General features: G+C 72.2%; 20 protein-coding genes and 1 tRNA gene. 17 read left to right on the forward strand and 4 right to left on the reverse strand.

The genetic code is table 11. The annotated features are described in order from the left end of the window. Nucleotides 1–84: 84 nt before the first annotated feature. Nucleotides 85–897 carry an SURF1 family protein gene (locus BJ992_RS07895; protein WP_184979258.1) on the forward strand — a complete coding sequence of 271 codons (813 nt, stop codon included), beginning with the start codon at nucleotides 85–87 and terminating at the stop codon, nucleotides 895–897. Between the two features lie 78 nt (nucleotides 898–975). Beyond that, on the forward strand, nucleotides 976–1,287 hold the full coding sequence (locus tag BJ992_RS07900) for a DUF3817 domain-containing protein (RefSeq protein WP_184979259.1): 312 nt from the start codon (nucleotides 976–978) through the stop codon (nucleotides 1,285–1,287). 97 nt (nucleotides 1,288–1,384) lie between these two features. On the opposite strand, the gene BJ992_RS07905 is transcribed toward BJ992_RS07900, so the two are convergent. Both BJ992_RS07905 and BJ992_RS07910 read right to left on the reverse strand, forming a co-directional pair. Next, complete coding sequence (locus tag BJ992_RS07905) at nucleotides 1,385–1,537, reverse strand: hypothetical protein (RefSeq protein WP_246497732.1); 153 nt, start codon at nucleotides 1,535–1,537, stop codon at nucleotides 1,385–1,387. A gap of 136 nt (nucleotides 1,538–1,673) precedes the next feature. Then, a complete protein-coding gene (locus BJ992_RS07910) occupies nucleotides 1,674–2,543 on the reverse strand; it encodes an LLM class flavin-dependent oxidoreductase (RefSeq protein WP_184979261.1) in 870 nt (289 codons plus the stop codon). A 150-nt stretch (nucleotides 2,544–2,693) separates the two neighbouring features. Here BJ992_RS07910 and BJ992_RS07915 point away from each other — a divergent pair, with 150 nt between their 5' ends. From BJ992_RS07915 to BJ992_RS07925, 3 genes are all read left to right on the forward strand, one after another. Further along, nucleotides 2,694–3,653 (forward strand): winged helix-turn-helix transcriptional regulator, encoded by a 960-nt coding sequence (locus BJ992_RS07915; RefSeq protein WP_184979262.1) that lies wholly within the window; start codon nucleotides 2,694–2,696, stop codon nucleotides 3,651–3,653. Between the two features lie 363 nt (nucleotides 3,654–4,016). After that, on the forward strand, nucleotides 4,017–5,240 hold the full coding sequence (locus BJ992_RS07920) for a cellulose-binding domain-containing protein (protein ID WP_184979263.1): 1,224 nt from the start codon (nucleotides 4,017–4,019) through the stop codon (nucleotides 5,238–5,240). Between the two features lie 170 nt (nucleotides 5,241–5,410). Next, nucleotides 5,411–6,628, forward strand: coding sequence for a hypothetical protein (locus BJ992_RS07925; protein WP_184979264.1), 1,218 nt, complete (start codon nucleotides 5,411–5,413; stop codon nucleotides 6,626–6,628). Nucleotides 6,629–6,675: 47 nt separating this feature from the next. Here the strand turns inward: BJ992_RS07925 and BJ992_RS07930 are convergent, their stop codons facing one another. After that, nucleotides 6,676–7,671 carry a LacI family DNA-binding transcriptional regulator gene (locus BJ992_RS07930; RefSeq protein WP_184979265.1) on the reverse strand — a complete coding sequence of 332 codons (996 nt, stop codon included), beginning with the start codon at nucleotides 7,669–7,671 and terminating at the stop codon, nucleotides 6,676–6,678. Between the two features lie 991 nt (nucleotides 7,672–8,662). On the opposite strand from BJ992_RS07930, the gene BJ992_RS07935 reads away from it, so the two are divergent. Continuing rightward, a complete protein-coding gene (locus BJ992_RS07935; RefSeq protein WP_246496556.1) occupies nucleotides 8,663–10,087 on the forward strand; it encodes a glycoside hydrolase family 16 protein in 1,425 nt (474 codons plus the stop codon). Nucleotides 10,088–10,282: 195 nt separating this feature from the next. After that, complete coding sequence (locus tag BJ992_RS32685) at nucleotides 10,283–13,507, forward strand: helix-turn-helix transcriptional regulator (RefSeq protein ID WP_343072549.1); 3,225 nt, start codon at nucleotides 10,283–10,285, stop codon at nucleotides 13,505–13,507. A 244-nt stretch (nucleotides 13,508–13,751) separates the two neighbouring features. Here BJ992_RS32685 and BJ992_RS07950 read toward each other — a convergent pair whose 3' ends face one another. Then, nucleotides 13,752–14,126, reverse strand: a complete 375-nt coding sequence (locus BJ992_RS07950; protein ID WP_184987739.1) for a response regulator transcription factor — start codon at nucleotides 14,124–14,126, stop codon at nucleotides 13,752–13,754. A 252-nt stretch (nucleotides 14,127–14,378) separates the two neighbouring features. Between BJ992_RS07950 and BJ992_RS07955 the strand changes: the two genes are divergently transcribed. From BJ992_RS07955 to BJ992_RS08000, 10 genes are all read left to right on the forward strand, one after another. Beyond that, a complete protein-coding gene (locus tag BJ992_RS07955) occupies nucleotides 14,379–14,978 on the forward strand; it encodes a C40 family peptidase (RefSeq protein WP_184979266.1) in 600 nt (199 codons plus the stop codon). An 86-nt stretch (nucleotides 14,979–15,064) separates the two neighbouring features. Continuing rightward, a tRNA-Arg gene (locus tag BJ992_RS07960) sits at nucleotides 15,065–15,139 on the forward strand. A 535-nt stretch (nucleotides 15,140–15,674) separates the two neighbouring features. Then, the gene (locus BJ992_RS07965) at nucleotides 15,675–16,715 is read left to right on the forward strand and encodes a YcaO-like family protein (protein WP_184979267.1); all 1,041 of its coding nucleotides are present in this window, start codon (nucleotides 15,675–15,677) and stop codon (nucleotides 16,713–16,715) included. A gap of 9 nt (nucleotides 16,716–16,724) precedes the next feature. Further along, nucleotides 16,725–17,960, forward strand: coding sequence for a hypothetical protein (locus BJ992_RS07970; protein WP_184979268.1), 1,236 nt, complete (start codon nucleotides 16,725–16,727; stop codon nucleotides 17,958–17,960). Between the two features lie 2 nt (nucleotides 17,961–17,962). Then, nucleotides 17,963–19,282, forward strand: a complete 1,320-nt coding sequence (locus tag BJ992_RS07975; RefSeq protein WP_184979269.1) for a JmjC domain-containing protein — start codon at nucleotides 17,963–17,965, stop codon at nucleotides 19,280–19,282. Continuing rightward, the gene (locus tag BJ992_RS07980) at nucleotides 19,279–20,574 is read left to right on the forward strand and encodes an MFS transporter (protein ID WP_184979270.1); all 1,296 of its coding nucleotides are present in this window, start codon (nucleotides 19,279–19,281) and stop codon (nucleotides 20,572–20,574) included. Before BJ992_RS07975 ends, BJ992_RS07980 begins: the two co-directional genes overlap by 4 nt. 14 nt (nucleotides 20,575–20,588) lie before the next feature. After that, nucleotides 20,589–21,308, forward strand: coding sequence for an SRPBCC domain-containing protein (locus tag BJ992_RS07985; protein ID WP_184979271.1), 720 nt, complete (start codon nucleotides 20,589–20,591; stop codon nucleotides 21,306–21,308). Between the two features lie 17 nt (nucleotides 21,309–21,325). After that, a complete protein-coding gene (locus BJ992_RS07990) occupies nucleotides 21,326–22,834 on the forward strand; it encodes an alpha/beta hydrolase (protein WP_184979272.1) in 1,509 nt (502 codons plus the stop codon). Nucleotides 22,835–23,130: 296 nt separating this feature from the next. Further along, the gene (locus BJ992_RS07995; RefSeq protein WP_184979273.1) at nucleotides 23,131–23,760 is read left to right on the forward strand and encodes an RNA polymerase sigma factor; all 630 of its coding nucleotides are present in this window, start codon (nucleotides 23,131–23,133) and stop codon (nucleotides 23,758–23,760) included. Next, nucleotides 23,757–24,824, forward strand: coding sequence for a hypothetical protein (locus tag BJ992_RS08000; RefSeq protein ID WP_184979274.1), 1,068 nt, complete (start codon nucleotides 23,757–23,759; stop codon nucleotides 24,822–24,824). The genes BJ992_RS07995 and BJ992_RS08000 overlap by 4 nt, the downstream gene beginning before the upstream one ends. The last annotated feature ends 65 nt before the right edge of the window (nucleotides 24,825–24,889 follow it).

Consider the following 24,889-nt stretch of genomic DNA (forward strand, 5'->3'; position numbering starts at 1 on the left):
TTGGGCCTCGCGATGACGCGCAGGTGAACGGCGAGGTCCGGAGGCGCGCGCCGGACGGCCGGGTGCGGCGGATACCGTGGGTGCATGCTCCGCACGCTGTTCTCGCCACGCCTCGTGGGTCTCCACCTGGTGACGATCGGCGTGCTCATCGCCTTCACGTTCCTCGGCCGGTGGCAGCTCGGCGTGTGGGAGGATTCCGGCCGGCCCCGTGCCGCCACCGACCCCGCTCCGGTGGCGCTGACGGCGCTCACCGGCACGGGGCTCACCGGCGACGGCCAGGGCCTGAAGGCCGAGGCCATCGGCAGGCGCGTCACCGTGACCGGCGCGTTCGACGCCGCGAACCAGCTCCTGGTCGCCGAGCGGATGCCGGACGTGGAGGTCGGCGGCGGCACGTCCCCGAGTGCCGGTTTCTGGTTGCTGACCCCCATGCGGCTGGCGGACGGCAGCGTCATGCCGGTCGTGCGAGGCTGGGTGGCGTCCGCCGCCGACCCGGCGACGGCCGTACCGCCGGGGGAGCTGACCGTGACGGGCCGGCTCCAGCCGAGCGAGCCCACCGACTTCAGCAGGCGGCGCGGTGTCCCGCAGGCCGGCCAGGTGGCGACCGTCTCCACCGCCGTGCTGGTCAACGTCTGGCACGGCGAGCGCGTCAGGGACGGCTTCGTGGTCGCCACCGAGCAGGCCGCAGGCGCCACGCCGGCCCGGCTCGTCGCGGTGCCGCCTCCCACCGTCGCCGGCGGCTTCACCTGGCGCAACCTCGCCTACGCGGCCCAGTGGTGGATCTTCGCGGCCTTCGCCGTCTTCATGTGGTTCCACTTCGTCCGCGACGCGCTGCGCGCGGCCCGCGACGACGACACGCCGCGGGACGCACGCCTGCCGGCCACCACCCCGCAGGCCTGACCCTCTCCCGGCGGCGGGACCACCCGGTCACCGGGATAATGTGGGGTGACCGTCCCGCGACCGAGGTAGTGATCGTCAGTGGAGTCCGCCCTCAAACCCTTCCGGGTGCTGGCCTACATCGTCGGCTGCATGCTGCTCGCCCTGGTGGCCGCGATGGTGGTGAAGTACGGCTTCGGCAGCGCCACCCTCGTCGCGCTGGTGGGGCCGGTGCACGGGTTCGTCTACGCCGTCTACCTGCTGGCGGCGCTCAACCTCGGCCTCAAGGCCCGCTGGTCGTGGCCGTACATCCTCGGGGTGCTGCTCGCCGGCACCGTGCCGTTCCTGTCGTTCGTCATCGAGCGCAAGGTCACCCAGCGCGTGCGCGAGCGCCTCACCCCGGCGACCGCCTGAGCCGCGCCGACTGACTCTCCTGTCTGGCTCGTGGTCCGCGGCATCTGAGCCGTGACCGGAGCGCCGGGACGGTCGCGGACCGGCCCGGCGCGGACGGCTATCGGCCGATCTGGCGGCGCCTGATGCGGCGCAACCTGGCGCGCTGGCTCTCGTCCAGCATGAAGTACACGGCCACCGGCCCCGCCAGCACGCCGATCACGACCAGCCAGGCGAGGAGGGACGGCAGGATGAGCAGAGCGAGGACGGACACGACTCCCGCGCCTACGTAGTATTTGGCGAGTGGCGACATTGCCGGGCCTTTCTGTCTGAAGATGGGGCGGTCCCCCAACGCCTATTCTGCGTCGCCCTGCTCAACGCGCGGTGTGCCAGGCGAAGTTCCGCCGCGCTCAGCCGGCGAGGGCCTTCAAGGTGGCCTCCCCGCACGGGTCGTCGTCGGTGCTCACCGGCACCAGTGCCACCTCGTCCAGCCCGGCCTCGGCGTACGCGTCCAGCCTGTCCATGATCTCCACCGAGTCGCCGAGCAGCGCGACCGACTCCAGCAGCGCCTCGGGGATCGCCTCGGCGACGGTGTCCGGCCCCGGAGCGACGTCGGCGTAGGCCACCACGTCGGCGAACCCCGCCTCGGCGAACATCTCGCGGTACCCCGGTGCGGCGACGAACGGCGCCACGGACCGGCGCAACTGCCTGAGCGCCGCCTCGCCGGGGTCCACGGCGGCCGTCACCCAGGCCGCCACCCTGGTCGTACGGCTGAGCAGCCGCAGGTCGGTGATGAGCCGCGCGGCCACCGCCGGGGTGAACATGGTGATCACCATGCGGCCGGCCTCCGCCGCCACGCGCACCTCCTCGGGCCCGCAGGCCGCGATGGTCAGTTCCGGGCCGGGTTCGCGCACGGCGAGAAGAGGCCGCAGCGCCGCGGCCGACTCGCGCAGCGCCGTGGCGGCGCCGTGTCCGCCTCCGGCCGGCGGCCACGCCGTGCCGAGCGCGAGGTCCACCCGGCGGCCGGTCAGCTCCGCAACCGAGGCGACCCCGGTGGCGATCGCCGCCGGGTCCCGCGCGCCTGGCGTGAGCGGGCCGGCCGTGACCGTGATCCGGGAGGTGCGCAGGCCGATCGCGGTGGCCAGCGCGAAGACGTCGTGACCGCCGCGCTCACTCACCCACACCTCGGGGTACCCGTGGTGGTCGGCGATCCGCGCGGTACGCACCGCCTCGCCGGCCGGCCGGTCCGGCCATTGACCGAGGGCGACGCTGAGCCTCATGTGCGATGCTCCTGCCGTGACACGGTGAAGCCGTCGTCCAGGCGCCTGGCCGCCGGAACGGTTCAGTGGGAAAAGCTACGGAAAAAGAAGTCAGACCGTCAACGGGCCGATATGGCGCTCCGGGCCGGTGCGCTGTCTAAAGTTGGCGCGGTGGAGACGAAGATGTTTCCGGCCGTGTCGGCGATGCCGCGGCTCGACGCCGCGCACCCGTCGGACCCCGCCATCAGCGCCATCGAGCAGGCGCTCGGCATACTCGGCGACCGGTGGGTGCTGCTCATGCTCCAGCACGCGTTCCTGCTGCGTGTGCGCACCTTCGCCAGATGGCGCGACGAGCTCGGGATCTCGGAGTCCGTGCTGGCCGCGCGGCTCAAGGAACTGGTCGCGCACGGCATCTTCGAGCCGGTCGCCTCCCCCGACGGCCGCACGCGTCACGAGTACCACCTGACCGAGGCGGGGTGGCGGCTGTGGCGGTACCTCGTGGCGATCTACAGCTGGGAGCGCGGCTGGGCCGGCCGGCCCGGCATGCTGACGCTGATCCACGACGGATGCGGCCAGGGCACCCGGCCGTACGTCGCCTGCGGGGGGTGCCGTGACCGGGCGACGGCCAGGGACACCCGCACCGAACGCGGGCCGCTGCTGTCGTTCGCACGGGTGGGGGAGCCGCGCCACCACCGCCGCACCACCACCCCGGTGCGGCCGCAGGCCGGGAGCCTCGGCGGCTGTCCGGTGTCGATGGAGATCCTCGGGGACCGCTGGAGCACGACGGTGCTGGCGGCGGCGTTTCTCGGGGTGCGGCGGTTCGTCGACTTCCAGCGCGAGCTCGGCATCGCGCCGTCGGTGCTCACCGACCGGTTGCGGCGCTTCTGCGAGCTCGGCGTGCTGCACGCCGGCACCACGCGGGTGTACCGGCTCACCGACAAAGGGCTGGCGTTCTTCGACGTGCTGGTCATGCTCACCGACTGGGCCCAGCGCGAGCTGCCGGCGCCGGACGGCTCGGCGCTCGCCGTCACCCACCGATCGTGCGGCACGCCGCTGCGGCCGGTCCTGGTGTGCGACGTCTGCGCGGGGGACCTGGAGTGCCGCGAGCTGTCCTACGAGGTGGCCGGCTGAGGGTCCGCCGCGGGTGTGGGACGTCCCACGGAGACGGGTGCCGTGCCGTGGCGGCCAGGTGAAAGATTCAACCAGGAACCTGCGGTTTCTCTGCGTGGGTGACCGGTGCGGCGGCGGGCTTGTTGACATCCGAGCGGGCTGCGGAGAACCATCGGCGGGCGAGCGGAGCAGAGCGGTCCCGGATCGGTGCGTGGGAGCGCTCCCATAGAGAAAGCGAGCAACCCCATGAGCGCTCCCACCCCCGGCCCCACGCCTCCTTCGCCGCACTTCCGACGACGCCGCGCGCTCCCGCGCCGGGTCCGCGGCACGAACCGCCGATCCGCGTACGCAGTGCCGCTCCGGCCGCAGTTGCTCTGGGGAGCGATGTTCGCCGCCGTGGTCGCGGTGCTCGCACTGCTGACCCCCATCCGGCCGGCCGCCGCGCTCGCCGACCCGATCTGCCGGGTCCAGTGGCAGAACAACCAGTGGGGTGGCGGGTTCACCGCGTCGGTGAAGCTCACCAACCTCGGACCGGCGCTCACGAGCTGGCAGCTCGGCTGGGTCTGGCCCGGCGACCAGCGGGTCACCAGCGGCTGGAACGCCACGGTCACCCAGAGCGGTACGTCGGTGCGCGCGGTCAACATGTCGTACAACGGCTCGGTGCCGTCCGGCGGCTCCGCCGAGTTCGGCTTCCAGGGCACCTGGTCGGCCTCCAACACCCTGCCGACCAGCTTCACCCTGAACGGCGCCCCCTGCGACGGCGGCGGCCTCCCGACGCCGACCCCGACACCTACGCCGACCCCGACGCCGACTCCGACCCCCACCCCGACCCCCACCCCGACGCCGACCCCGACGCCGACCCCGACGCCGACCCCGACCCCGACGCCGACGCCGACCCCCACGCCGACCCCGACCGGCTCCACCGGTTGCTCAGGCGCCGTGGTCTGCTCCGGCTTCGAGGACCAGAGCGGCAGCCCCTCCGGCGAGTGGCAGGTCATCACCCCCAACTGCTCCGGCACCGGGACCGCCACCATCGACACCTCGCAGTCCCACAGCGGCGGCAAGTCCCTGCGCGTCAACGGCGGCGGCAACTACTGCAACCACATGTTCGTCGGCACCACCAAGAACGTCTCCTCCATCGGCCCCGTCGTGTACGGCCGCATGTGGGTCCGGCACACCACCGCGCTGCCGTCCGGCCACGTCACCATGATCACCATGGCCGACTCGGCCAACGGCGGCCGTGACCTGCGCATCGGCGGCCAGAACGGCGCTCTGCAGTGGAACCGCGAGTCCGACGACGCCACGCTCCCCGAGCAGAGCCCGACCGGCGTCTCCCTGAGCGTGCCGCTGCCGACCAACCGCTGGGTCTGCCTGCGCTACCAGATCGACACCACGCGCCAGGCCATGAGCACCTACCTCGACAACCAGGAGGTCGCGGGTCTCCACCTCGACCAGACCCCGACTCGTGACATCGACTCCCAGTGGCTCAGCCGCACGATCGCCCCGCGGCCGTCCACACTGCGCCTCGGCTGGGAGAGCTACGGCAGCGACTCGGACACGATCTGGTACGACGACGTCGCACTCGGATCGTCCCCGATCTCCTGCTGATCCCCCCGAAAGCACCCGCCGCCGGCCGAGAGGCACGCCCGGCCGGCGGCGGGCCAGGGGAGCGCGTGAACCGTTCGCGGGAGGCTGACTCCCGGCGGCCCGAGCCCGCACGCGCGCCGATATAGGGTCACGTGGGACATCGGACCATCGGCGGAAGGGCACGGCTCGCAGTGGACGCTTCGGTCTACCTCCACGTCGAGGACGTCAGGGACGAAGGCGCCGGCCGGGTCCTCGACCGTGTCGGCGGGTACGGCGTGCGCGAGATCACCGTGGCCGCCGCCTACCACGCGGCCCGCGACGTCACCCCGCACGGCGGCTCCCGTGTCACCCTCCGCGCCGAAGGCGTTCATTTCGTCCCACCACCTGACCTGTTCAAAGGCCTGCGCCTCACCCCGCCGGTGCGCGAAGGCGCCGCCGGCGGCCCGCTGGCGGTGCTGCGGGAGGCCACCCTCGACCGCGGCATGGCGATGCACGGCTGGGCCGTCTTCCTGCACAACCTCACGCTCGGCCTCGCCGACCCCGAGGTCACCATGCAGGACTGCTTCGGCGGCCGTGGCTTCCCCGCGAGCCTGTGTCCCGCGCACCCCGACGTCCGGCTGTACGCCGTGGCGCTCGCCAGGTCGGTGGCGCGCCTCGGGGTGGACAGCGTGGTCGCCGAGTCGCTGCACTTCGGCGCGTTCGAGCAGGGCCACGGCCACGAGCGCAGCTTCGTGCCGCTCGGGCCGATGGACGAGTTCCTGTTCGGCCTGTGCTTCTGCGCGTGGTGCATGCGCCGCGCCGCCGACCTCGGCGTCAAGGCCGAGGTGGCGCGCGAGGAGTGCGCACGCATCGTCGGCGGCGTCCTCGACGGCGACCCGCCGGCCCAGGGTGAGGTCACCCGCGCCGCGCTCACCGCGTACGCGGGCCCCGACGTGGTGGCGTACGCGCGCGCTCGTTCGGAGACCGTGACGTCCCTGGTCAGCGAGGTGTCCGCCGCCGTGGCCGCCGAGGGGTCACGGCTGACGTTCCTGGACGGCACCGGTCACCGCAAGGGTCACCGCGACGGCCTGCCGCCTGCGGGTCTCGCCGCGCACGACGCCTGGCAACTGGGGGTCGACCTCGTGGCGCTCGGCGACCTCGTGCCGTCCTTCGGCGTGTTCGCCTACGCGCGCGACCCCGCGCGGGTGGCCGACGACATCGGCGCCTACCGCCGTTCCGTCGGCGCCGACCGTGACCTGCGTGCCGTGCTGCGGCCCGGCCTGCCGGACACCGACTCCGCCGATCGCCTGGCCGACAAGATCCGCGCGGCCAGGGCCGCGGGGGCCACCGCGACGGACTTCACGACCTACGGCCTGCTGCCGTACAGCGTGCTGGCCCGCATACCGAAGGCCCTCGGCCACACGCCGTAGCGGTCGTCAGACGGGCCGGCGGACCCCTGGCCACGCCGTGGCCGTCCTCATGCGGACTCGCGGACCACCAGCTCGCTCGGCAGGATGACGTGATCGCTCACGCGGTCCTGCCGCGGGGTCAGCAGCAGCCGCACCATGGCGGTCGCCTGCTCGGTGATGGGGTGCCGCACGGTGGTGAGCGGGGGGTCGGTGTAGCGCGCGGCCTCGATGTCGTCGAAACCGACCAGCGCCACGTCGTCGGGGACACGCCGGCCCGCGTGGCGCAGTGTCTTCAGCGCGCCGATGGCCATGGCGTCGTTGGCGGCGAACACCGCGTCGAGCCCCGGGTCGTCCTCAAGGAGCTGCCGCATGGCCGCCGCGCCGGACGCGCGGGTGAAGTCGCCGACGGCGACGATCGAGCGGCGGTCGGAGTCGCGCAGCGCGTCCCGGTACCCGGTCAGGCGGTCCTGGCCGCCGATCATGTCCTGCGGCCCCGCGATGGTGGCGATGCGGCGGCGGCCGGTGTCCAGCAGGTGGCGCACGGCCGCGGCGGCGCCGCCGACGTTGTCGTTGTCGACGTACGGCATCTCGACGGCCACCGCGGGCCGGCCGTACGACACCACCGGCACCCCCATGCGGGTCAGGGCCGCCGGCAGGGGGTCGGCGCCGTGCATGGACAGCAGCAGCACGCCGTCCACGTGGCCGCCGGAGATGTAGCGCTCCACCCTGGCGTGGTTGCGCGGGGTGCTGGCGAGCATCAGCACGATCTGCTTGTCGGCCGCCTCCAGCTCGGCGCTCACCGTGCGGATCACCATGGAGAACAGGCGGTCGTCGGAGAACACGCGCGTCGCCGGCTCGGAGATGACCAGCGCTATGGAGTCGGTGCGCTGGGTCACCAGGCTGCGTGCCGCCGAGTTGGGGACGTACCCGAGCTCGTTCACCGCGCGCAGGACCGTGTCCCTGATCTCCGGGGTCACGGTCGCCTGGCCGTTGACGACCCGGGAGACGGTGGCCCGGGAGACGCCTGCCCGTGCGGCGACCGCCTCCAGAGTGGGTCGTTTCATCAGTGTGCGCCCTGTCTTCCTCGGCCTTTCGGCGGTACCCATGGTGCCACTCGAAGTCCACCAGTGGTGACCATACGAGACGCGTCCGCTCACACGGCACTGGCCTCCCCGCGAGCGGCCCGCACCGGCGATCGCCGGCCCCCGGCTTCCTTGATCAGGCGAATCTACCGGGGATCGTCACCACCCGGGGAAGCGCGCCGGTCATGTCCGCCTGCACGCTGGAGCGGCCCTCCGCCGACGTCCGCCGCAGCAGGGACGTCCATGGTGTCCGTGCGCACGCCGGTGCGGCCCTCGCCTGTGTCCGCCGCACCGAGGATTTCGCACGGTGTCCACGCGCACGCCGGTGCGGCGACGGCCGTGGACACGACCTCGCCGTAGGTCCGCGAGACGCCGCCTGCCCCTTTCTCCCGGCCAATTGGATAGATCTTGTGGAGAGCGCTCTCGCATCAGGGTGCGGCCGGTCTCCTCGCTCGTCAAGGTTGGGGCCGACCGATTCGATGGCGCGAACCCACCGGTTCCACCTGCCTGATGTGGATCAGCCCTGGTGAAGGCCGAGGCAGGGAGGCATTCTCGGCGGAACAGCCTCATCCGAATAACGGAGAGCGCTCTCAATTGCTGGAAGAATCTTTCTTCGATGGTTGACAGCCCCTTGTCGAGCCATCTAACGTCAGCGGCCGGAGAGCGTTACACATACGTAACACCAACGCGTGCCCCTCGCGCCGCGCGGTGCCACGACGGCCGTCGGCCCCGCCGCGCGCACACGTCGCCCGGCCGTGGCGCCGTCCCGTCGCCGTCCCTCCGTCGTCCGGTGCCGTCCCCCGGTCCCGTCTCGGATGCCCCGGACCCCGCTCTCCGCCCCGGGCACGTCCGGGATGTCCCCGGACCCCGCTCTCCGTTCCCCGTCGCCGCTCGTGTCCCGCGGTCCCGTCCCCACTACGTGCCGCCACGTCCCCCGGCGTGCGGCGCGACCCCCCGAGAGATGAGGATGACCATGAGCACCTCCGCCGAACCGCCACCCCGCCGCCGTCGCCTCCGCACCCTGATGGCCGTGCTCGCGACCGCGCTCCTACCGGCCGCCGGCCTGATCGCCGCCACCACCCCCGCGGGAGCCGCCGTGCCGTCCACCCCGAGCGGCTGGAGTCTCGTCTGGGCCGACGACTTCAACGGCAGCGCGGGCTCGCTGCCGTCCTCCAGCAACTGGATCTTCGACACCGGCTTCAGCTACCCCGGCGGGCCCGCCAACTGGGGGACCGGCGAGATCCAGCGCTACACCGCCGACCCCGCCAACGTCAGCCTCGACGGCTCAGGGAACCTGCGCATCACGCCGATCCGCGGCTCCTCCGGAGAGTGGACGTCCTCACGCATCGAGACCCGGCGTTCCGACTTCAAACCCGCCGACGGCCGGGTGCTGCGCATCGAGGGCCGCATCCAGATGCCGAACGTCACCGGCGGCTCCGCGCTCGGCTACTGGCCGGCGTTCTGGGCTCTCGGCTCGCCGTACCGCGGCAACTACCAGAACTGGCCGGGGGTCGGCGAGTTCGACATCATGGAGAACGTCAACGGGCTCGACTCGGTGTGGGGTGTGCTGCACTGTGGTGTCGCACCCGGCGGCCCGTGTGACGAGTTCAACGGCATCGGCGCGAGCCGTGCCTGCCCCGGCTCGACCTGCCAGTCCACGATGCACACCTACCGCTTCGAGTGGGACCGCAGCGTGAGCCCCAACCAGTTGCGCTGGTACGTCGACGGCCAGCAGTTCCACAGCGTCAGCCAGAGCCGGTTCGACGCCACCACGTGGAACAACATGACCGGCCACAGCGGCTACTTCCTGCTTCTCAACGTGGCCATGGGTGGCGCGTTCCCCAACGGCGTCGCCGGCACCGGCACGCCGACCTCGTCCACCGTCTCCGGCCGCCCCATGCTCGTCGACTACGTGGCCGTCTGGCAGAGCGGCACCGGCACCACCCCCTCGCCGTCACCCACGCCGACGCCGAGCAACCCCGGCGGCGGCCACAACGCGCGCTCCACCATCCAGGCCGAGAACTACCAGGCCCAGAACGGCGTCCAGGTGGAGACCACCACCGACAGCGGCGGCGGCCAGAACGTCTCCCACATCGCGAACGGCGACTGGCTCCGCTTCGACAACGTCAACTTCGGCTCCACCCCCGTGACGCAGTTCGTGGCCCGCGTCGCCTCCGGCGCGGCAGGCGGCGTCAGCGGCCTCGTCCAGGTCCGGCTCGACAGCCTCTCCAACCCGCCGATCGGTGACTTCGCCGTCGGCAACACCGGCGGCTGGCAGACCTGGCGCACCGTCCCCGCCAACATCGCGCAGACCACCGGCACCCACACCGTCTACATCACCTTCACCAGCGGCCAGCCGGCCGACTTCGTCAACCTCAACTGGTTCACCTTCAGCTGACCGTCCCCCGCCCGCGTCCCCGCACGTGGGACGCGGGCCGTCCGCGGACCTGCTCCGGCTGTCCGGACTGTTCCTGGACGGGGGGCCCTCAGCGGACTTGTCCCCGGACCGGGGACCGTGAGCACTTGTCCCCGGACAGGTTGCCGTCCCCGCCGCGCCGCGGACGTGTCGCAGGGCCGTGAAATACTCCCGGACGTGACGTGGCGGCAGGCGGACGGTGCGCTCATCGGGCGGGTGGACGAGCTCGCGCGGCTGACCGGCGTGCTCGGCGGCGCCGCGGCGGGACGTCCAGGGGCGGCCGTCGTCGGCGGCGACGCCGGCATCGGCAAGACCCGCCTCGTGGGAGAGCTCGTGGCACGGGCCGGCGAGCTCGGGTTCGCCGTGCTGACCGGCCAGTGCGCCGAGCTCGGCGACACACTGCCGTACCTGCCGCTGGCCGACGCGCTGCGCGGCGCGGCGCGCGACGGCGAGATGGCGCCGCTGCTCGCGGACCGGCCCATGCTGGAGGCGCTGGTCGGCGGCACCTGGTCCGGCGCCGGCGACGACGCGGGCTCCGGGCTCACGCAGCAGCGGCTCTTCGGGTCGGCGCTGGCGTTCCTCGCGGAGCTTTCGGAGCGCCGGCCGGTGCTGTTCGTGCTGGAGGACCTGCACTGGGCCGACCGGTCCACCCGTGACCTGCTGGTCTTCCTCAGCCGCATGCTCCAGCGCGAGCGGGTCTGCCTCGTCGGCACCTACCGCACCGACGACCTGCACCGGCGCCACCCGCTACGTCCTCTGCTGGCCGAGCTGCGGCGACTGCCGTCGGTGAGCGTCGTGGAACTGAGCCCGCTCAGCGACGGCGACATGTCCGACTATCTGGTGACTCTCGGCGCCACGGACGCCAAGCTGATCCATCAGATCGTCGAGCGAGCCGAAGGCAACCCCTTCTACGCCGAGGAGCTCCTCGCCGCCGACGGCCTGCCGTACGGCCTCGCCGGCCTGCTCCTCGCCAGGGTCGAGCGGCTCTCCGACCCGGCCCAGCGGGTGCTGCGCGCCGCGGCCGTCGCGGGCCGCCGCATCGACCACGGCCTGCTGCGCAGCGTGTCCGGCCTGGAGGACGCCGAGCTCGAAGAGGCCATGCGCGAGATCGTCTCCCGCGGCCTGCTGCTCCCCGACGGCGACTACGGCTACGCCTTCCGCCACGCACTGCTGCGCGAAGCCGTCTACACCGACCTCCTCCCCGGCGAACGCACCCGCCTCCACGCCGAGTTCACCCGCCTGCTCGACGGCTCACCCGCCGAGCTGGCCCACCACTACCTCGCGAGCCACGACCTCCCCGGAGCCCTCGCCGCCTCCGTGGAAGCCGGCAGGCGCGCCGAGCACATCGGCGCACCCACCGAGGCCCACCGCCACTACGACCAGGCCCTGGCCCTGTGGCCCCGCGTGCAGGACGCGGAAGCCATCGCCGGCATCCCCCGCTCACGCCTGGCGCTGCTCTCGGCCGCCGCCGCCGACGAGAGCGGCGACCCCCACCGCGCCGTCACCCAGATCCGCGACCTCCTCACCACCGAAGGCCCCACCGCCGAAGCCTGGGAACGCCTCGCCTACTACTTGATCGACTCCGGCTCCGCCTCCGCCGCCATAGAGGCCGCGCGCACCGCCGTGACCCTCGCCACCCCCGCAGCTCCCACCCCCTCTCCACTCCCCGGCGAAGTCGTCCCCTCGGCCACCATTTCCTCCTCCGCGGGGGAGGCCGTCCCCGGGGCCATCACCTCTCCATCCACCGGCGAAGCCGTCCCCACCGTCACCCCTCAGGCGGCATCGACGGCCGACCCCGCCGCCTGCGTACTCGCGCGCTCTCTCGCCACGTACGCACGTGCCTTGCTGTGGTCCCCTCGGCACGACGACGTGAAGGACCTGGCCCGCCAGGCCCTGGCGGCCGCACGCGCCGCCGGGGTCCGTGACGCCGAGTCCAGCGCGCTGATCTCCCTGGCCATGGTGCACGAGATAGAAGGCGACGCGGCCTGCGCACAGGAACTGCTCGCCGAAGCCGGCGCCATCCGCTCAGGCAACCTGTCCATCGACCTGCGCGCGCTCTTCCACCACGCACGCATCCAGTACGAACGCGGCGACCTGATCCCCGCCGCCAGGACCGCCGACACCGGCGTCACCCTCGCACGCGAGACCGGCCTCAACTGGAGCACCTACGGCACCGACCTCCGCTTCCTCCGCCTCCTCATCCACTACGTCGCCGGCGAATGGCAGCAGGCCGCCACCCTGGCCTCCGGCTTCCCGGTACGAGTCGGCCGCATCCCAGAAGCCCGCCTCTCCGGCTTCGCCCTCTTCGTGGAGGTGGCCCGCGGCGACCCCGTGGTGGAAGAACGCCTCGCCTGGCTGAAACCCTTCTGGCACGACGAACTCGTCACCTACATAGTCCGCGGCCTCTCCGCCGAACACGCACTCTGGCAAGGCGACCCCCACACAGCCCTCGACCACATCAAAGCCATCCTCGACGTGGTGGAACCCTTCGACCCGGTGGTGATCCGCATCTGCGCCACCGGCCTGTGGGCCCTCTCCGACCTGACCACAACCCCTCCCGCACCCCCCCAAACCACCTCTGGCACCACCCCACCACCTCGCACGACCTCCACGAACCGCATACCCAAGGACCCCGGCACCTCCACGAACCGCATCACCCCCAGGGACCCCGGCACCTCCACGAACCGCATCACCCCCAGGGATCCCGGCACCTCCGTGAACCGCACCATCCCCAGGGATCCCGGCACCTCCGTGAACCGCACCACCCCCACGGAAGATCCGGCAACCGACCCATGGTCCTGGGCCGACGACCTACTGGCCCGAGCCCGCGCCGCCGCGACCGTCGGCCCCGGCTCAGGCAAGCGAGGCGACCTCGGCCTGGAAGGCCAGGCGTGGCTCGCCAGAGCCGAAGCCGAATGGCACCGCGTCCACGGCACCGCCACCCCCGCAACCTGGCGTCCCGCTCTCCAGGCCTTCCAGTTCGGCTTCACCTACGAGGTGGCCCGCTCCCGCTGGCGCCTCACCGAAGCCCTCCTCACCGCCGGCGAACGCGAAGAAGCCCTCACCGAATGGCGCACCGCCATGGCGGAGAGCCGATCCCTAGGCGCACACCCACTGACCCGTGCCCTCGAATCCCTCGGCCGCCGCGCACGCCTCACCCCCGCACCCCCCACCCAGCCACCACCCTCCACGCAGCAATCCCCCCTGACCACCCGCGAACAAGAGGTCCTGGCCCTGGTGGCCGAAGGCCTCTCCAACCGCGACATAGCCGAACGCCTCTTCATCGCCCCCAAGACGGTAAGCGTCCACGTCAGCAACATCCTGTCCAAACTAGGCGTCTCCTCCAGAACCCAGGCCGCGGCCCACCACCACCGCCAAGACCCCCCTCCCCCCCACCCCTGACCCGGCACTACTCACTCTCCGACCACTTAGACGACACCACCAGCCACCCCAGCCGACTCACCGGCACACCACTCCACCAGACCCCGTGACCCTGGGGCCTTCCCGGCCGAACCCCAAGATTCCGGCCGAACCCTATGACCCCCCCGACCGGCCGTCCCGGCCGAACCCCGTGCCTCCCGGCCGAACCCCGTGCCTCCCGGCCGAACCCCGTAACCCCGGCCGTCCTTCCCGGCCGAACCCCCGGTCAGCCGTCGGCCGTACGGGACGCCGACGCCAGATCCCGCACCATCTGGATCAGCTCCGCGGGGTCGAACGGCTTGGTGAGATAGGCGTCCACCCCGATCCCCAGCCCCCGCTTCTTGTCGTCCTCCTGCGCACGCGCGGTGATCATCATGATCTTGATGTGCCGCGTGTCCTCCCCACCCCGCAGCCGCGTGGCCGTCATCCACCCGTCCAGCCGAGGCATCATCACGTCCAACGTGATCACATCCGGCCGCACCTCACCCACCCGATCAAGACAGTCCTGCCCATCGCTCGCGGTCTCCACATGAAACCCCTCAAGCGTCAGATTGACCGCGATGAGCTGCCGGATGACCTCGTCGTCATCCACCACCAGCACCCGCCCCAGAACGTCTTCCACGGCCGCGAGGCTAACCCGTCAACAACCCCCCATGCGCGCCTTTCCCACAACTCCTCACCTCGAAGTTATCCACACCCCTACCGGAGCCCGCACCGTTCCCGCAGCTCACCCCACGAATACCGGCCCCACTCACGACCTCGTCATCCACAGAACCCCGTTCCACCGCCAACCCACCCCCGACCCCCACAGATCCTGACCTCGACCTGACCCCCGAGCCTCAGGAGCCCACCCATGTTCCCCGCACTCCTCACCGCGACCCTTCTCACCCTGCTCACTCTCCCCGTACCCCCACCCACCACGCCATCAGGACCAGCAGCCCACCCCAGGAACGCGACCCCCACCCGCCTCCCGGAACCCGTCACCACCACCCCAAGACCCGCCACCGTCACCCACCTCCCCGCACCCCCCACCCTCCTGCGAGCCGTCCGCAAGCTGCGCCGCACGCCAGGCGCCGTCGCCGCCGGAGCCGCGCTCCGCCAGCTCGGCACCCCGTACATCTGGGGCGGCGGCTCCCGCTCCGGCCCCACAAGAGGCGGCTTCGACTGCTCCGGCCTGGCCCTCTACGCCTGGTCCAGAGCCGGCGTGACCCTCCCGCACTACACCGGCACCCAGTTCAGACGCGGCCACCGCATCCCCTTCCCCCACCTCCGCCAAGGCGACCTCGTCTTCTTCGGCGGCGGCACCACCGACCCCACCCACGTAGGCATCTACTTGAACCACGGCACCATGATCCACGCCCCAAGATCCGGCGACGTCGTCCGCAGAACCCCCTTCGCCACCTCCCCCTACTACCGCCTCCGCTACCGAGGCGCCACCCGCCCCCACCCGTAGACAACCCCAAGCCGCACGAACGATCATCACCCCCCATATCCGTGACCGACCGCCCCCCGATGCTGGTAGCCTTATCCCGCGTCGAAGCCCCCTTAGCTCAGGGGATAGAGCACCGGCCTCCGGAGCCGGGTGCGCAGGTTCGAATCCTGCAGGGGGCACCAGACCTTGATCAGCTGATCACGTCGCTGACCAAGGCAGGCGACGCAGGAACGGGCGGGTCTCCAGTCTCATGGAGCCTCGCCCGTTTTTATTGCCCCTTGGGACGACCCGGTCGAGTAACCGATGTCGTCGTTCATGAGCCTGGGTGCTGAGCGGACGGCCGAAGAAGAGGCCGTGATCGGTTTCCGGGAGGACACGGATCGGCTCGTGATCTGACCGCTCACCTCCCGCGACGCGGGGCCGGCGCGGTGCGGCACTCTGCGAGATGCGGCGGACCATTTACGGCCGTCAGGATTCCTCCCAATACGGAGAGGAGGTGAGCACATCAATGGAGATCAGCTGGGACCTGGGTCAGGTCGATGAGGAGGCCGCGGAGTTCGACGTCCTCGCCAACAAGTCTTACTGACGCGTGAGTCGTCCGCATGCCTGTGACCGGGGAGCGGCCGATCGGAAGGACGTGGTGGGGTGGGTCTCCTGCGCAGGCACCCCGCCGCGTCCGGGCCTGGTGTCCGGGGTGGGGTTCGCGGAGGAGTGAGGATGAGCGACCGGGGAGAGGTACGGGCCGCCGGGCCTGTGGTGCGGCCTCTGGTCGGTGGGGCCGTTCATGTCGCGTGGATGAGTGACGCGTCGGGGATCAGTGGCGGGGCTTGTGACGACGATCCGCGGCGTGCGGCGCGGCGTGCGGTGGGGGAGTATCTGCAGCATGTGAGTCATGTGGCGGCGGCGGGGGTGCTGCCGTTGGTGGGGGATCCGGGTGGGCTTCCCAGGGTGGAGCCCGCGGCGTGGCTCGCGGCCGGGTCTCCGGTCTGTCACTGGGTGACCGGACAGGGGATGCGCGACGGGGCCGAGATGGTGGTGCCGGCTCAGGCGGTTCTGCTCGGGTGGGACCCGCCGGCGCCGGAGGTGCGGTGGTGTGTGCAGACGTCGGCCGGTACGGGTGCCGGGACGGATCGGTGGTCGGCACGGACGGCGGCGCTGCTGGAGGTGATGGAGCGGCACGTCCTGGTCCGCGGCTGGCGCACGGGGGACATCGGCTTCGAGGAACTGGACCACCTGCACGAGTCCGTGCTGCCGGAGAAGCTGCTCGCGGGGCTGCGTGAGCACGAGGTCCGGTTGCGCACCGTCCGTGTGGCGCGGCACTTTCCCGACATCGTGCTCGCTTTGCTGTACCGGGCCGGGGGTGCGGCCCTGACCTGTGGCGCCGCGGCGAGAGGTGACACCGGTGACGCCGTACGGCACGCGGTCTACGAGGCGGTGGCGGCACGGCTCGCGCTCGGTGCGCGGCCGTCGAGCGGTCTGCAGAGCCGGGAGCGGGAACGGGGTCACGCCGTGGCGGCGGCCGGGCCGGCGTACCTGGACTTCGTCGAGAGCCGGATCGTGGGACGCGGCGCGTCCCGGCGGGGACGGGTCGACGCGGCGGCGCTGCTGGACGCGGCGGACTCGCTGTTCGCACGCCAGCCGGTCGAGGTCCGGCTGCCTTCCGTCGACGGCCACGTGGTGCGCCGCGTCGTGTGCCACGGCTCTGAGGTCCTCGAACCGCTGACCCCGTCGTCCCCCCTGCCCTGTCCAGTGGTTTAGGAGCGCAACGTGTCTTCCTTCGCCTACCAGCGCGACGAGTCCCGGTCGTTCGGCGAGCTGAGGTTCCCGCCGGCGGACGTGCTCGACACGACGGAGCTGGCCCGCCGCTGGGCCGGGTGGCTCGATCTGCGGGACACCGATGGTCTCGTCCCGCTGCGTTCTCTGCACGCCGTGCACCTCGCACGGATGCTCACCGGCGAACAGGACGAGGACGTGCCGAACTGGTTCAGCACGGTGTCGGTCACCAGTTCCCGCTACCAGGTCGTCGTGCAGGCCAGAAGCGACAGGCATCGGTGCGAACAGCCCGGTGCGCTCCCCGCGGAGGTGCGCTCACCACGCTGGCAGGCCCTCGTCGAGGCGCTGGAGGGCTGGGCCGGTCTGCCGGCGGCACGCCGGGTCGTCGTCGTCGCGTTGCTGACGCAGCTCGGTTTCCACCGCCTTGCTGTACGCCTGGTCGGCACGTTCGCCGTGGACGCCGACCCGGTGCGCCAGCAACTGGTCTACGAGGTGGCGCGTGCGGCGTACCAGCTCAACAGGAAGTCCCCCATCCCGTACGAGATCTTCGCCTGGCTGGCCCGCGACGCCGTCCGTCCCGCGCTGCGCACCCTCGCGGCGCTGCAACTGGTCTCCACCCGTGTCCGAGGCAGCGATCGGGAGGAGGCGGGCCGATGGCTCGCCGCGGCGGAGCGGTCCCTCGCCGGTCTCGGCGACGAGCCGGACTGGCTGGCGCACCTGGTGACGAGCCGCTACCACCGTGCCGCCGCGCTGCACGAGCTCTCCGGCCGCGACCGGGAACCGGTGGTGACGCACATGCGCGCCGCGCTGGAGCACGACGACGCCTTGGCGCGGTCGGCCGGTAACCCGTCGCAGGTCCACTACCAGCGGGAGAACCGGGGACTGGTGCTGGAGGCGCACCTCAAGCTGGACACCCTGACCGGTACGGCGAGCGCGCCTGCCGACGCCGTCGAGCAGCTGCTCTCCCTCGATCCTGTCGACCCCGAGCCGCTGTACGCGGTCGGCGCCTACCTCGCCGGGTTCGGTGACCGGGAGGCCGCGCTCGCGACGTTCCTGCGGGCCGCGGGCTCAGGCACGCTGCGCGGAGCGTCGGCGGCGAACGCGGCGGCCGTCTGCGCGGAACGGCTGGGACGTCCGGACGTGGCCGAGCACGCACGCCGTCTTCTGCTCGACCTGGATCCGGCCGCACGTCTGGCGGTCCACCAGGCGGACACCCGGACCCGGAGGTGATCATGATGGAGACACGCAGGCTGCTCGCGGTCACGGAGCTGGACCACCTGGCCGACCTGCCGGGACCGCATCCCGGTGGCACAGGAGCGCAGGGCCACGCGCTCGACCGCGTTCTCGCCACCCTGAGCGGTGAACGGTTCCTCGACCGGTACTGGGGGCGGGACTGTTACCAGGACACCGGCGAGCCGGACCGCTTCCACCACCTGCTGCCGTGGGACGAACTCAACCGGCTGCTCGACGGCCACCGGGCCTGGCCGCTCCGCATGCAGGTGGCCAAGGCGGGCAGGTCGTTGCCTCCGTCGTCCTACGTCGAGCCGATCCCTGGCCGCGGCACCGGCAGGGAACCCGTGCTCCGGGTCGGCGGCGTGAAACTGCACGCACGGCTGCGCGAAGGCGCGACGCTGGTCTTCGGTTCGGTGGACGAGGCCGTCCCGGCGGTCCGCGACCTCGCCGAGGCCCTCGAACACGATCTGAGCGCGGAGGTGTTCGTCAACCTTTACGCGTCATGGGGGGAGGTCGGCGCCTTCGACCCGCACTGGGACGACCACGACGGCCTCATCCTGCAAATCTACGGCCGCAAGGAGTGGCAGCTGTTCGGCGTCGGCCGTCCCGTGCCGCTCCCCGGCGACGAGCCGCTCAACGAATGCCCCCCGGTCCCCTCGCGGCAGTTCGAGCTGCGCGAAGGCGAGGCGCTGTACGTGCCGCGCGGCCACTGGCACGCCGTACGGCCGGTCGGCGGCACCACCGTCCACCTCACCTTCGGTTTCCGGCGGCCGGTGGTCGAGGACTTCCTGAAGTGGGTGGCGGAACGGCAGCGCCGCCACCCGGAGGCGCGTTTCGACCTGCCGCTCACCGGCTGGGACGACGAGACGGCGGTCCGGCTGTCGACGTTGCGCGACCGGATCGGCGCGCTGCTCACCGAGGACGGGCTGCGCCGGTACGTCGCGGAACGGGACGCGCACGCGCAGGCCAGGCCCCGGCACGCGTTGCCGTACGCGGCGTCCGGCGACTTCCCGCCGGACGCCGTCGTGGTGCTCGCCGCACCCCGGCCGGTGGCACTCCATGAGGACGGCAGCCGGTGCGTCATCGTGTCCGCGGGCAAGCGGTACGACTTCGACGCGGTCTGCGCGCCTCTGCTGCGGCGTCTGCTCGAACGTACCCCGTGGCGGCTGGACGAGCTGGTCCGCGACGACGACGGCGGCGGGCCGTCGTCGGAAGAGAGCCGCGAACTGGTGGCCGAGTTGCTCCGGCACGGCCTGCTGCGGCTCGGCCCCACGTCACAGCCTCTCCCAGCCGGCGCATCCGACAGAAAGGGCCGATGATGGCGGACAGCCCGCGCGACACGAGGCCACCTCTCCGGCCGGTCCGGTCCGGCATGTCCGCGCTGGCGCCGGACTTCCCCATGTTCTGGGGGGCGACGACGGTGTCGCTCCTCGGCAACGGCATCTCGTCCGCGGCGCTGCCCCTGCTGGCGGCCACGCTGTCCAGCGATCCGATCGTGGTGTCGTCGGTGGTCGTCGTCGGCAGGCTTCCCTGGCTGCTGTTCGCGTTGCCGGCCGGTGTCATGGCCGACCGATGGGACCGCAAACGCGCCATGTGGATCAGCGACCTGGTGCGCGCCGGCCTGACCGCGGCGCTCGCGGCGGCCGTGGCGACGGGGTACGCCGGCATCGCGCTGCTGATGGTGGTGGGGTTCCTGATCGCGATCGCCGACACCGTGTTCGACAGCGCCGGCACCGCCGTGCTGCCGAAGGTGGTGGGAGGCGACCCCGAGCGGATCCAGCGGGCCAACTCGTGGCTGGTCGGATCACGCAACACGGTGGAGTCCTTCGTCGGGCCGCCGCTCGGCGGACTGCTGTTCACCATGTCGCGGTCGCTCCCCTTCCTCGGGGACGCGCTGTCGTTCCTGGTCAGCGCCGTCCTGCTGCGCAGGATGCGCGGCGACTACCACGTGGCGCGCAACGCTCTCGGCGACGGCGGCCTGCGCAAGGCCATCGGGGAGGGCTTCACCTGGTTGTGGCGGCAGCCGGTGCTGAGGTCGATCACCGGCATCGCCGGCTTCTTCAACGTGGCGTCCCTCGCGCAGACGGCGATCTTCGTGCTGTTCGCGCAGCAGGTGTTCGGTCTCGGCGCCCTGGGCTTCAGCCTGCTGATCGCCGCGGGTTCCCTCGGCGCCTTGTTCGGCGCGGCACAGGCCCGGCGGCTCAACCGATGGGTCGGCGCGGCGGTGAGCCTGCGCGTGGCACTGGCCGTGGCGGGAGTCGCCTGCCTGGTCCTCGCCGCGGCGCCGAATCCGTGGGTCGCGGCGGCCGGGGAGATCCTCGGCGGGTTCGGCGCCGCTATCTGGAACGTCAACCAGATGTCCCTGCGGCAGTCCGGCACGCCGGACCACCTGCTCGGCAGGGTCACCGGCGTGCACCGGCTGGTCACCTACGGGGCCATGCCGTTCGGTGCGCTGCTCGGCGGTGTGCTCGCCTCGCTGTCGGGGTTGCGCACGTCGTTCGTGGCCGCCGGTGTGATCATGTTCGCGCTCGCCGTGTTCGCCACGGTCGCGATCACACGTTCCCGGGTCGCGGAGCTGACGCGGCCCCCGGCCGACAGCCCGTCCGTATAGGTAAGGAGAACACGATGGTGAGCAACAGCCTGGAACGCCTGCTCCGGCACCCGAGGGAGCTGGTCTGGCGGACCATGTTCGACCCGGCGGCGGCCGAGCACTGGCTCGGCACGGTGGCCAGTGTCATGCCTGAGCGCGAAGGGGCCGCGCTGTGCTGGCTGTACGACCCCGGCGCGCGCATGCCGACCGCCTACAGCGGACGGATCGAGGTCCTGGACCGGTTCCGCCGCCTGGAGCTGGTGGTCGGCCTCATCGCCTGCGACGCCGAGATCCGGATGACGTTCGAGCTGACGGACGTGCCGGCGGACACGGGGGAGACCCACACCCGCCTGAGCCTCCGGCAGGAGGGTTTCCCCGCGGACGGCAACGGCAGGTTCGAGCGCGACGGCTTCCTGCACCACTGGGACCATTTCCTGGAGCTGCTCGGCGACTACCTGGACGGAACGCCGAAGAACTACCACACCATGCACAGGACCGAGCTCGGCGTGATCCCCGTCGGGGCCGTACGCGGAGAGGGAATGCTGGTGCAGGACGTGGCCGTCGGCGCACCCGCCGACCTCGCCGGGGTACGCGCGGGGGACGTCATCCGTTCCTGCGGCGACTTCCTGTTCGGCAGCCTGGACGACCTGGACGCGTGGGTCGAGAGCCACCGGCCGGGTGAACGGGTGGAACTTCTGGTCGGCGACCGCCTGGTGCCGGTGGTGCTGCGGGAGAAACGGTACGCCCCCTCCTGAGCGCCGGGAGCAAGGCGATGACACCGTACGTCGCACCGCTGCCGGACCGTTCGCCGCGGAGCGTCGGACCGCTGCCGGCCCCGTTCCTGCGCGCGCAGCTCGACGGCGCACGGCCGGCGTTCGCACTCACCCCCGCCGGTCCGGTGGTCAGCACCGACGCCTGGTCGGGTCGCCACCTCGCGCTGCTCGCGGACGGCCGCTGGACCAGGCTCACCGGCGGCTCCCTGTGGCACAGCCGTCCGGAGTGGACCGACGGCGGCCTGGTCGCCGACGTGTTCCACGACCTCGCGGCCGAGCGGTCGAGCAGTGCGCCGGTGCCGCTGGCCGGTGCGGCATCGGAACACGCCGGGCCCCGTGCGGTCCTCACCCCCGACGGCCGGGCCGTCGCGCATCCCGTCATGGGGGAGGTGCGGCTGCCGCGGGGAGCGACGGCCGAGTGTGTGGTGCCGTCGCTCGACGGACACGACCGGATCGCTGTGCTGCTGCGCCACGGCAGGGCTCGCCGGGTCGTGTGCGTGGACCGCGACGGCGTCTGTCACCGGGACGGCCCGGTGACCGCGGCCGGCCCGTGGCTGTCGGAGCACGAGCTCGTCGTGGTCCTGGAAGCGTGGCCCGGTCGTGTCCCGTACGCCTGGGACGTGCGGTCCGGAGCGCTGCGCCGCCTGGTGGAGCCGGCCGCGATCGTGGTGGACGACGTGCGGGCCGGCGGCGGCCTCGTCGGCCTGAGCTGGACCGCGGCCGGCCGGCCACGCCGGCTGGAACTGGCCGAGACGGCGCGCCTGGCACGCGGGGAACAGATCCCGCTGACCCCGGACCCGCCGCGCGCCGACGGCCTGCCGTCCGCCGCCGCCACCGTCGTCCAGGGCTCGCGCTGCCCCCTGCCGACCCTGCTGCGCGACCCTCCCGGCCAGGCACGCGGCACCGTCCTGCTGCTGCACGGCGGCCCGAACGGCTCGAACCTGGCGACCTGGTCGCCGTTCGCCGAGTCGCTGGCCCTGGCCGGCTGGCGTGTCGTCCAGCCGAACCTGCGTGGCAGCGGCCTCGTCGATCCCGCCGTCCGCGCTCCGCTTCCCGGCCGCTACGGGGTGGACGACGCCGACGACGCGCTGACCGTGCTGCGCCGCACCGCGATCGGCCCCGTCGTGGCCGGCGGCATGAGCTACGGCGGCTACCTGGCGACCCACGTCGCCAGGATGGCCCCCGATGTACGCGGCGTGTTCCTGCTCGGCGGCTTCCTGCGGCCCTCCGACCTCGACGACTCCGGCCACCCACAGGTCGAGGCCTTCCTGCGCACAGCGTCCGGCCGCTTCGCGCCACATGCTCGCTTCGCCGCCGTGCCACACTTCGTCGCGCACGGCGAACGAGACCCCCGCATCCCCGTCGAGGCGGTCCGCACCCACCTGAACGACCTGCCGTCCGGTTCGGAATGGGTCACCATCGAAGGCGAGGGCCACGGCATGCTCTCCGACCACGCGGCCAGGCTGGTCTTTCCTCGCTTGTTCTCGTGGCTGGACCGTCTCGGCTGAGCCCGGCTTCCCGATCATGGGGCTGGTCGCCTCTCTGTAGGGACGCCGGTGTTCGCCGGGGTCTCGGCGAGGAGAGGGAATCGGTCTGATGAAGCCGGTCGTGGGTGTCGTCACGGCGGGGGTGGTCGCGGTCGCGTTGTGGGGGGCCGGAGCGCGGCTGCGAGGCGTGCGTGGCCGGATGGGGGAGCTACGGGTGGGGTGGACGTATCGGGTGCCGGCCGGGGGGCGGGTGCGGTACGCCGGACGGCGGTGGGTCTCGGTGGAGGGGGAGCCGTGGCGGTGCGGTGGTCGGTGCGATGACGTTCGATGAGCCGGTGGTCCAGGCGCCGGCCCGGACGGTGGACGCCGAGGTGCTGGAACGGCAGCGACAAGGATTCCTCGCGCTCCTCGAGAAGGAGCAGCACCAGGTGGCACGGTTCGTGATGTTCAACGGGGCGAGCAAGGAGGACGCGATGGACGCCGCACAGGCGGCGTTCACGCAGGCCTGGGCTCTGATCTGCCGGCGGCCTGAGTGGTGGGACACGGTGCGCGACCCGCGGGCCTGGGTGCGCACGGTCGCGTTGCGGTGCTACCGGCGTCCGCCGGACCGGCGGCGGGAGCCGCCGACGGTGCTCGGGGACGTGCCGGGGGAGCGGGTGTGGGAGGGGCAGGACCCCGGCGAGTTCACGGCCGGCACCTTGCTCGTGCTCGACGCCTTGCGGCGCCTGCCGGAGGACGTCCGGATGGCCATGGCGTTCCGCGTGGACGGGTTCCGGCCGGTCGACGTCGCCGCCGAGCTCGGGATCACCGACCAGCAGGCGCGTGACCTGCTCAAGAAAGGACGCAGGATCCTCAGGCGGGAACTGGGGCTCCGCGTGGACGGCAGGCCGGGCCCCGCACAGGCGTCCGCCGCGGACGGGGACATGGATGGAAGGAGGGAGTCTTGAGCGCAGACCAGGAGTCGCCCTTTGACCACCTGGACGCACTACTGGGTGCCGCCGCTTGTGAGCTGGACACGAGCTTGCGAGCGGCGACCGACATGACGGCGATGCTGGCCGGACTCATGGCGGGGGACGACGCGGTGTCGAGCGCACGCCGGGACGCGGTGGAGGACGTCGCGGCGTCCGTCATCGCGATGCGCGCCGACGTGCACGAGATGCGGCGCGATCTGCTCCTGTTGCGGATGCTGGACCGCAGACGGGAGGACGACCGGTTGCTCGACCGGCCACCCGATGCCCTGCGGGACCAGGTGCAGGAACTGCGGGACTCGATGGTGCGGCGCGCACACGAGCTGGTGCGCGTGCTGCGCGGGACCGCCGTCCCGGCGCGGACCGTGGACCGCGGTGAGGATCTGCTCTCGGCGCTGACGCTGGACCACGAGGTGACCCTGGCGGTGGTGTCGGCGCGGACGCTGACGCGGACCGTGAGCATCCTGGACGCGCTCGGGCTGGCGCCGGGGGAGTACGCGGAGATCTTCGAGCGGTTCGGCGTGCTGGACCGGATACGGGCCCTGGCGGCGACCCTGGACGGGGTCAAGGGCCTCAACAGCCCGCTGAACTGGGCCGTCGATCTCACCCGTGCCGTCAGGCTGGTGTGGAGGATCGCCACGGACGTCGCCGGGCTGCTGGGAGGCGCGGGGGACGTCGTCGGCGCGGCCTACCTGCTGCCTGCCTGGAAGCAGATCCTCAGCCTGGTCTACAGCCTTGAGCGTGAGCTGGCGCGGGCCTATCCGTACGACCTGACGGAGGAGCTCATCGGGGACGTCGTCCGCGACCTCATCCAGGACGTGGCGGCGATCGAGGTGGACGCCTCGGGGCTGGACCTCCACCATCTCGACCTGCACGAGGTGGAGGTGGTCGCGGGGGTGTTGTGGACGGCGGACACGGTGTGGCCGCCGGGGATCACCGACCAGGTACGGGAACGGTCGAGGGAGGTCGCGCCGGGGACGTTCCGGGTCTGCGGCCGGGGGACGGAACACCAGATCGAGGACCATCCGGCTCCGGCGCGCTGAACGGCGTGACCGGAGGTGGTGCCGGAGACGGAGGAACCCCTCCACCGCGGGGTGGAGGGGTTCGG

It is taken from the genome of Sphaerisporangium rubeum (genome assembly GCF_014207705.1).
Classification (GTDB): domain Bacteria; phylum Actinomycetota; class Actinomycetes; order Streptosporangiales; family Streptosporangiaceae; genus Sphaerisporangium; species Sphaerisporangium rubeum.

Excerpts from the sequence above, each read along its gene's own strand:
- BJ992_RS07995 (WP_184979273.1), top strand. The coding sequence starts at position 23,131 with ATGACGTTCGATGAGCCGGTGGTCCAGGCGCCGGCCCGGACGGTGGAC.
- BJ992_RS07910 (WP_184979261.1), bottom strand. The coding sequence starts at position 2,543 with ATGAGGCTCAGCGTCGCCCTCGGTCAATGGCCGGACCGGCCGGCCGGC.
- BJ992_RS07895 (WP_184979258.1), top strand. The coding sequence starts at position 85 with ATGCTCCGCACGCTGTTCTCGCCACGCCTCGTGGGTCTCCACCTGGTG.
- BJ992_RS07955 (WP_184979266.1), top strand. The coding sequence starts at position 14,379 with ATGTTCCCCGCACTCCTCACCGCGACCCTTCTCACCCTGCTCACTCTC.
- BJ992_RS07965 (WP_184979267.1), top strand. The coding sequence starts at position 15,675 with ATGAGCGACCGGGGAGAGGTACGGGCCGCCGGGCCTGTGGTGCGGCCT.
- BJ992_RS07985 (WP_184979271.1), top strand. The coding sequence starts at position 20,589 with ATGGTGAGCAACAGCCTGGAACGCCTGCTCCGGCACCCGAGGGAGCTG.
- BJ992_RS07930 (WP_184979265.1), bottom strand. The coding sequence starts at position 7,671 with ATGAAACGACCCACTCTGGAGGCGGTCGCCGCACGGGCAGGCGTCTCC.
- BJ992_RS07980 (WP_184979270.1), top strand. The coding sequence starts at position 19,279 with ATGATGGCGGACAGCCCGCGCGACACGAGGCCACCTCTCCGGCCGGTC.
- BJ992_RS07975 (WP_184979269.1), top strand. The coding sequence starts at position 17,963 with ATGATGGAGACACGCAGGCTGCTCGCGGTCACGGAGCTGGACCACCTG.
- BJ992_RS07920 (WP_184979263.1), top strand. The coding sequence starts at position 4,017 with ATGTTCGCCGCCGTGGTCGCGGTGCTCGCACTGCTGACCCCCATCCGG.
- BJ992_RS07990 (WP_184979272.1), top strand. The coding sequence starts at position 21,326 with ATGACACCGTACGTCGCACCGCTGCCGGACCGTTCGCCGCGGAGCGTC.
- BJ992_RS07935 (WP_246496556.1), top strand. The coding sequence starts at position 8,663 with ATGAGCACCTCCGCCGAACCGCCACCCCGCCGCCGTCGCCTCCGCACC.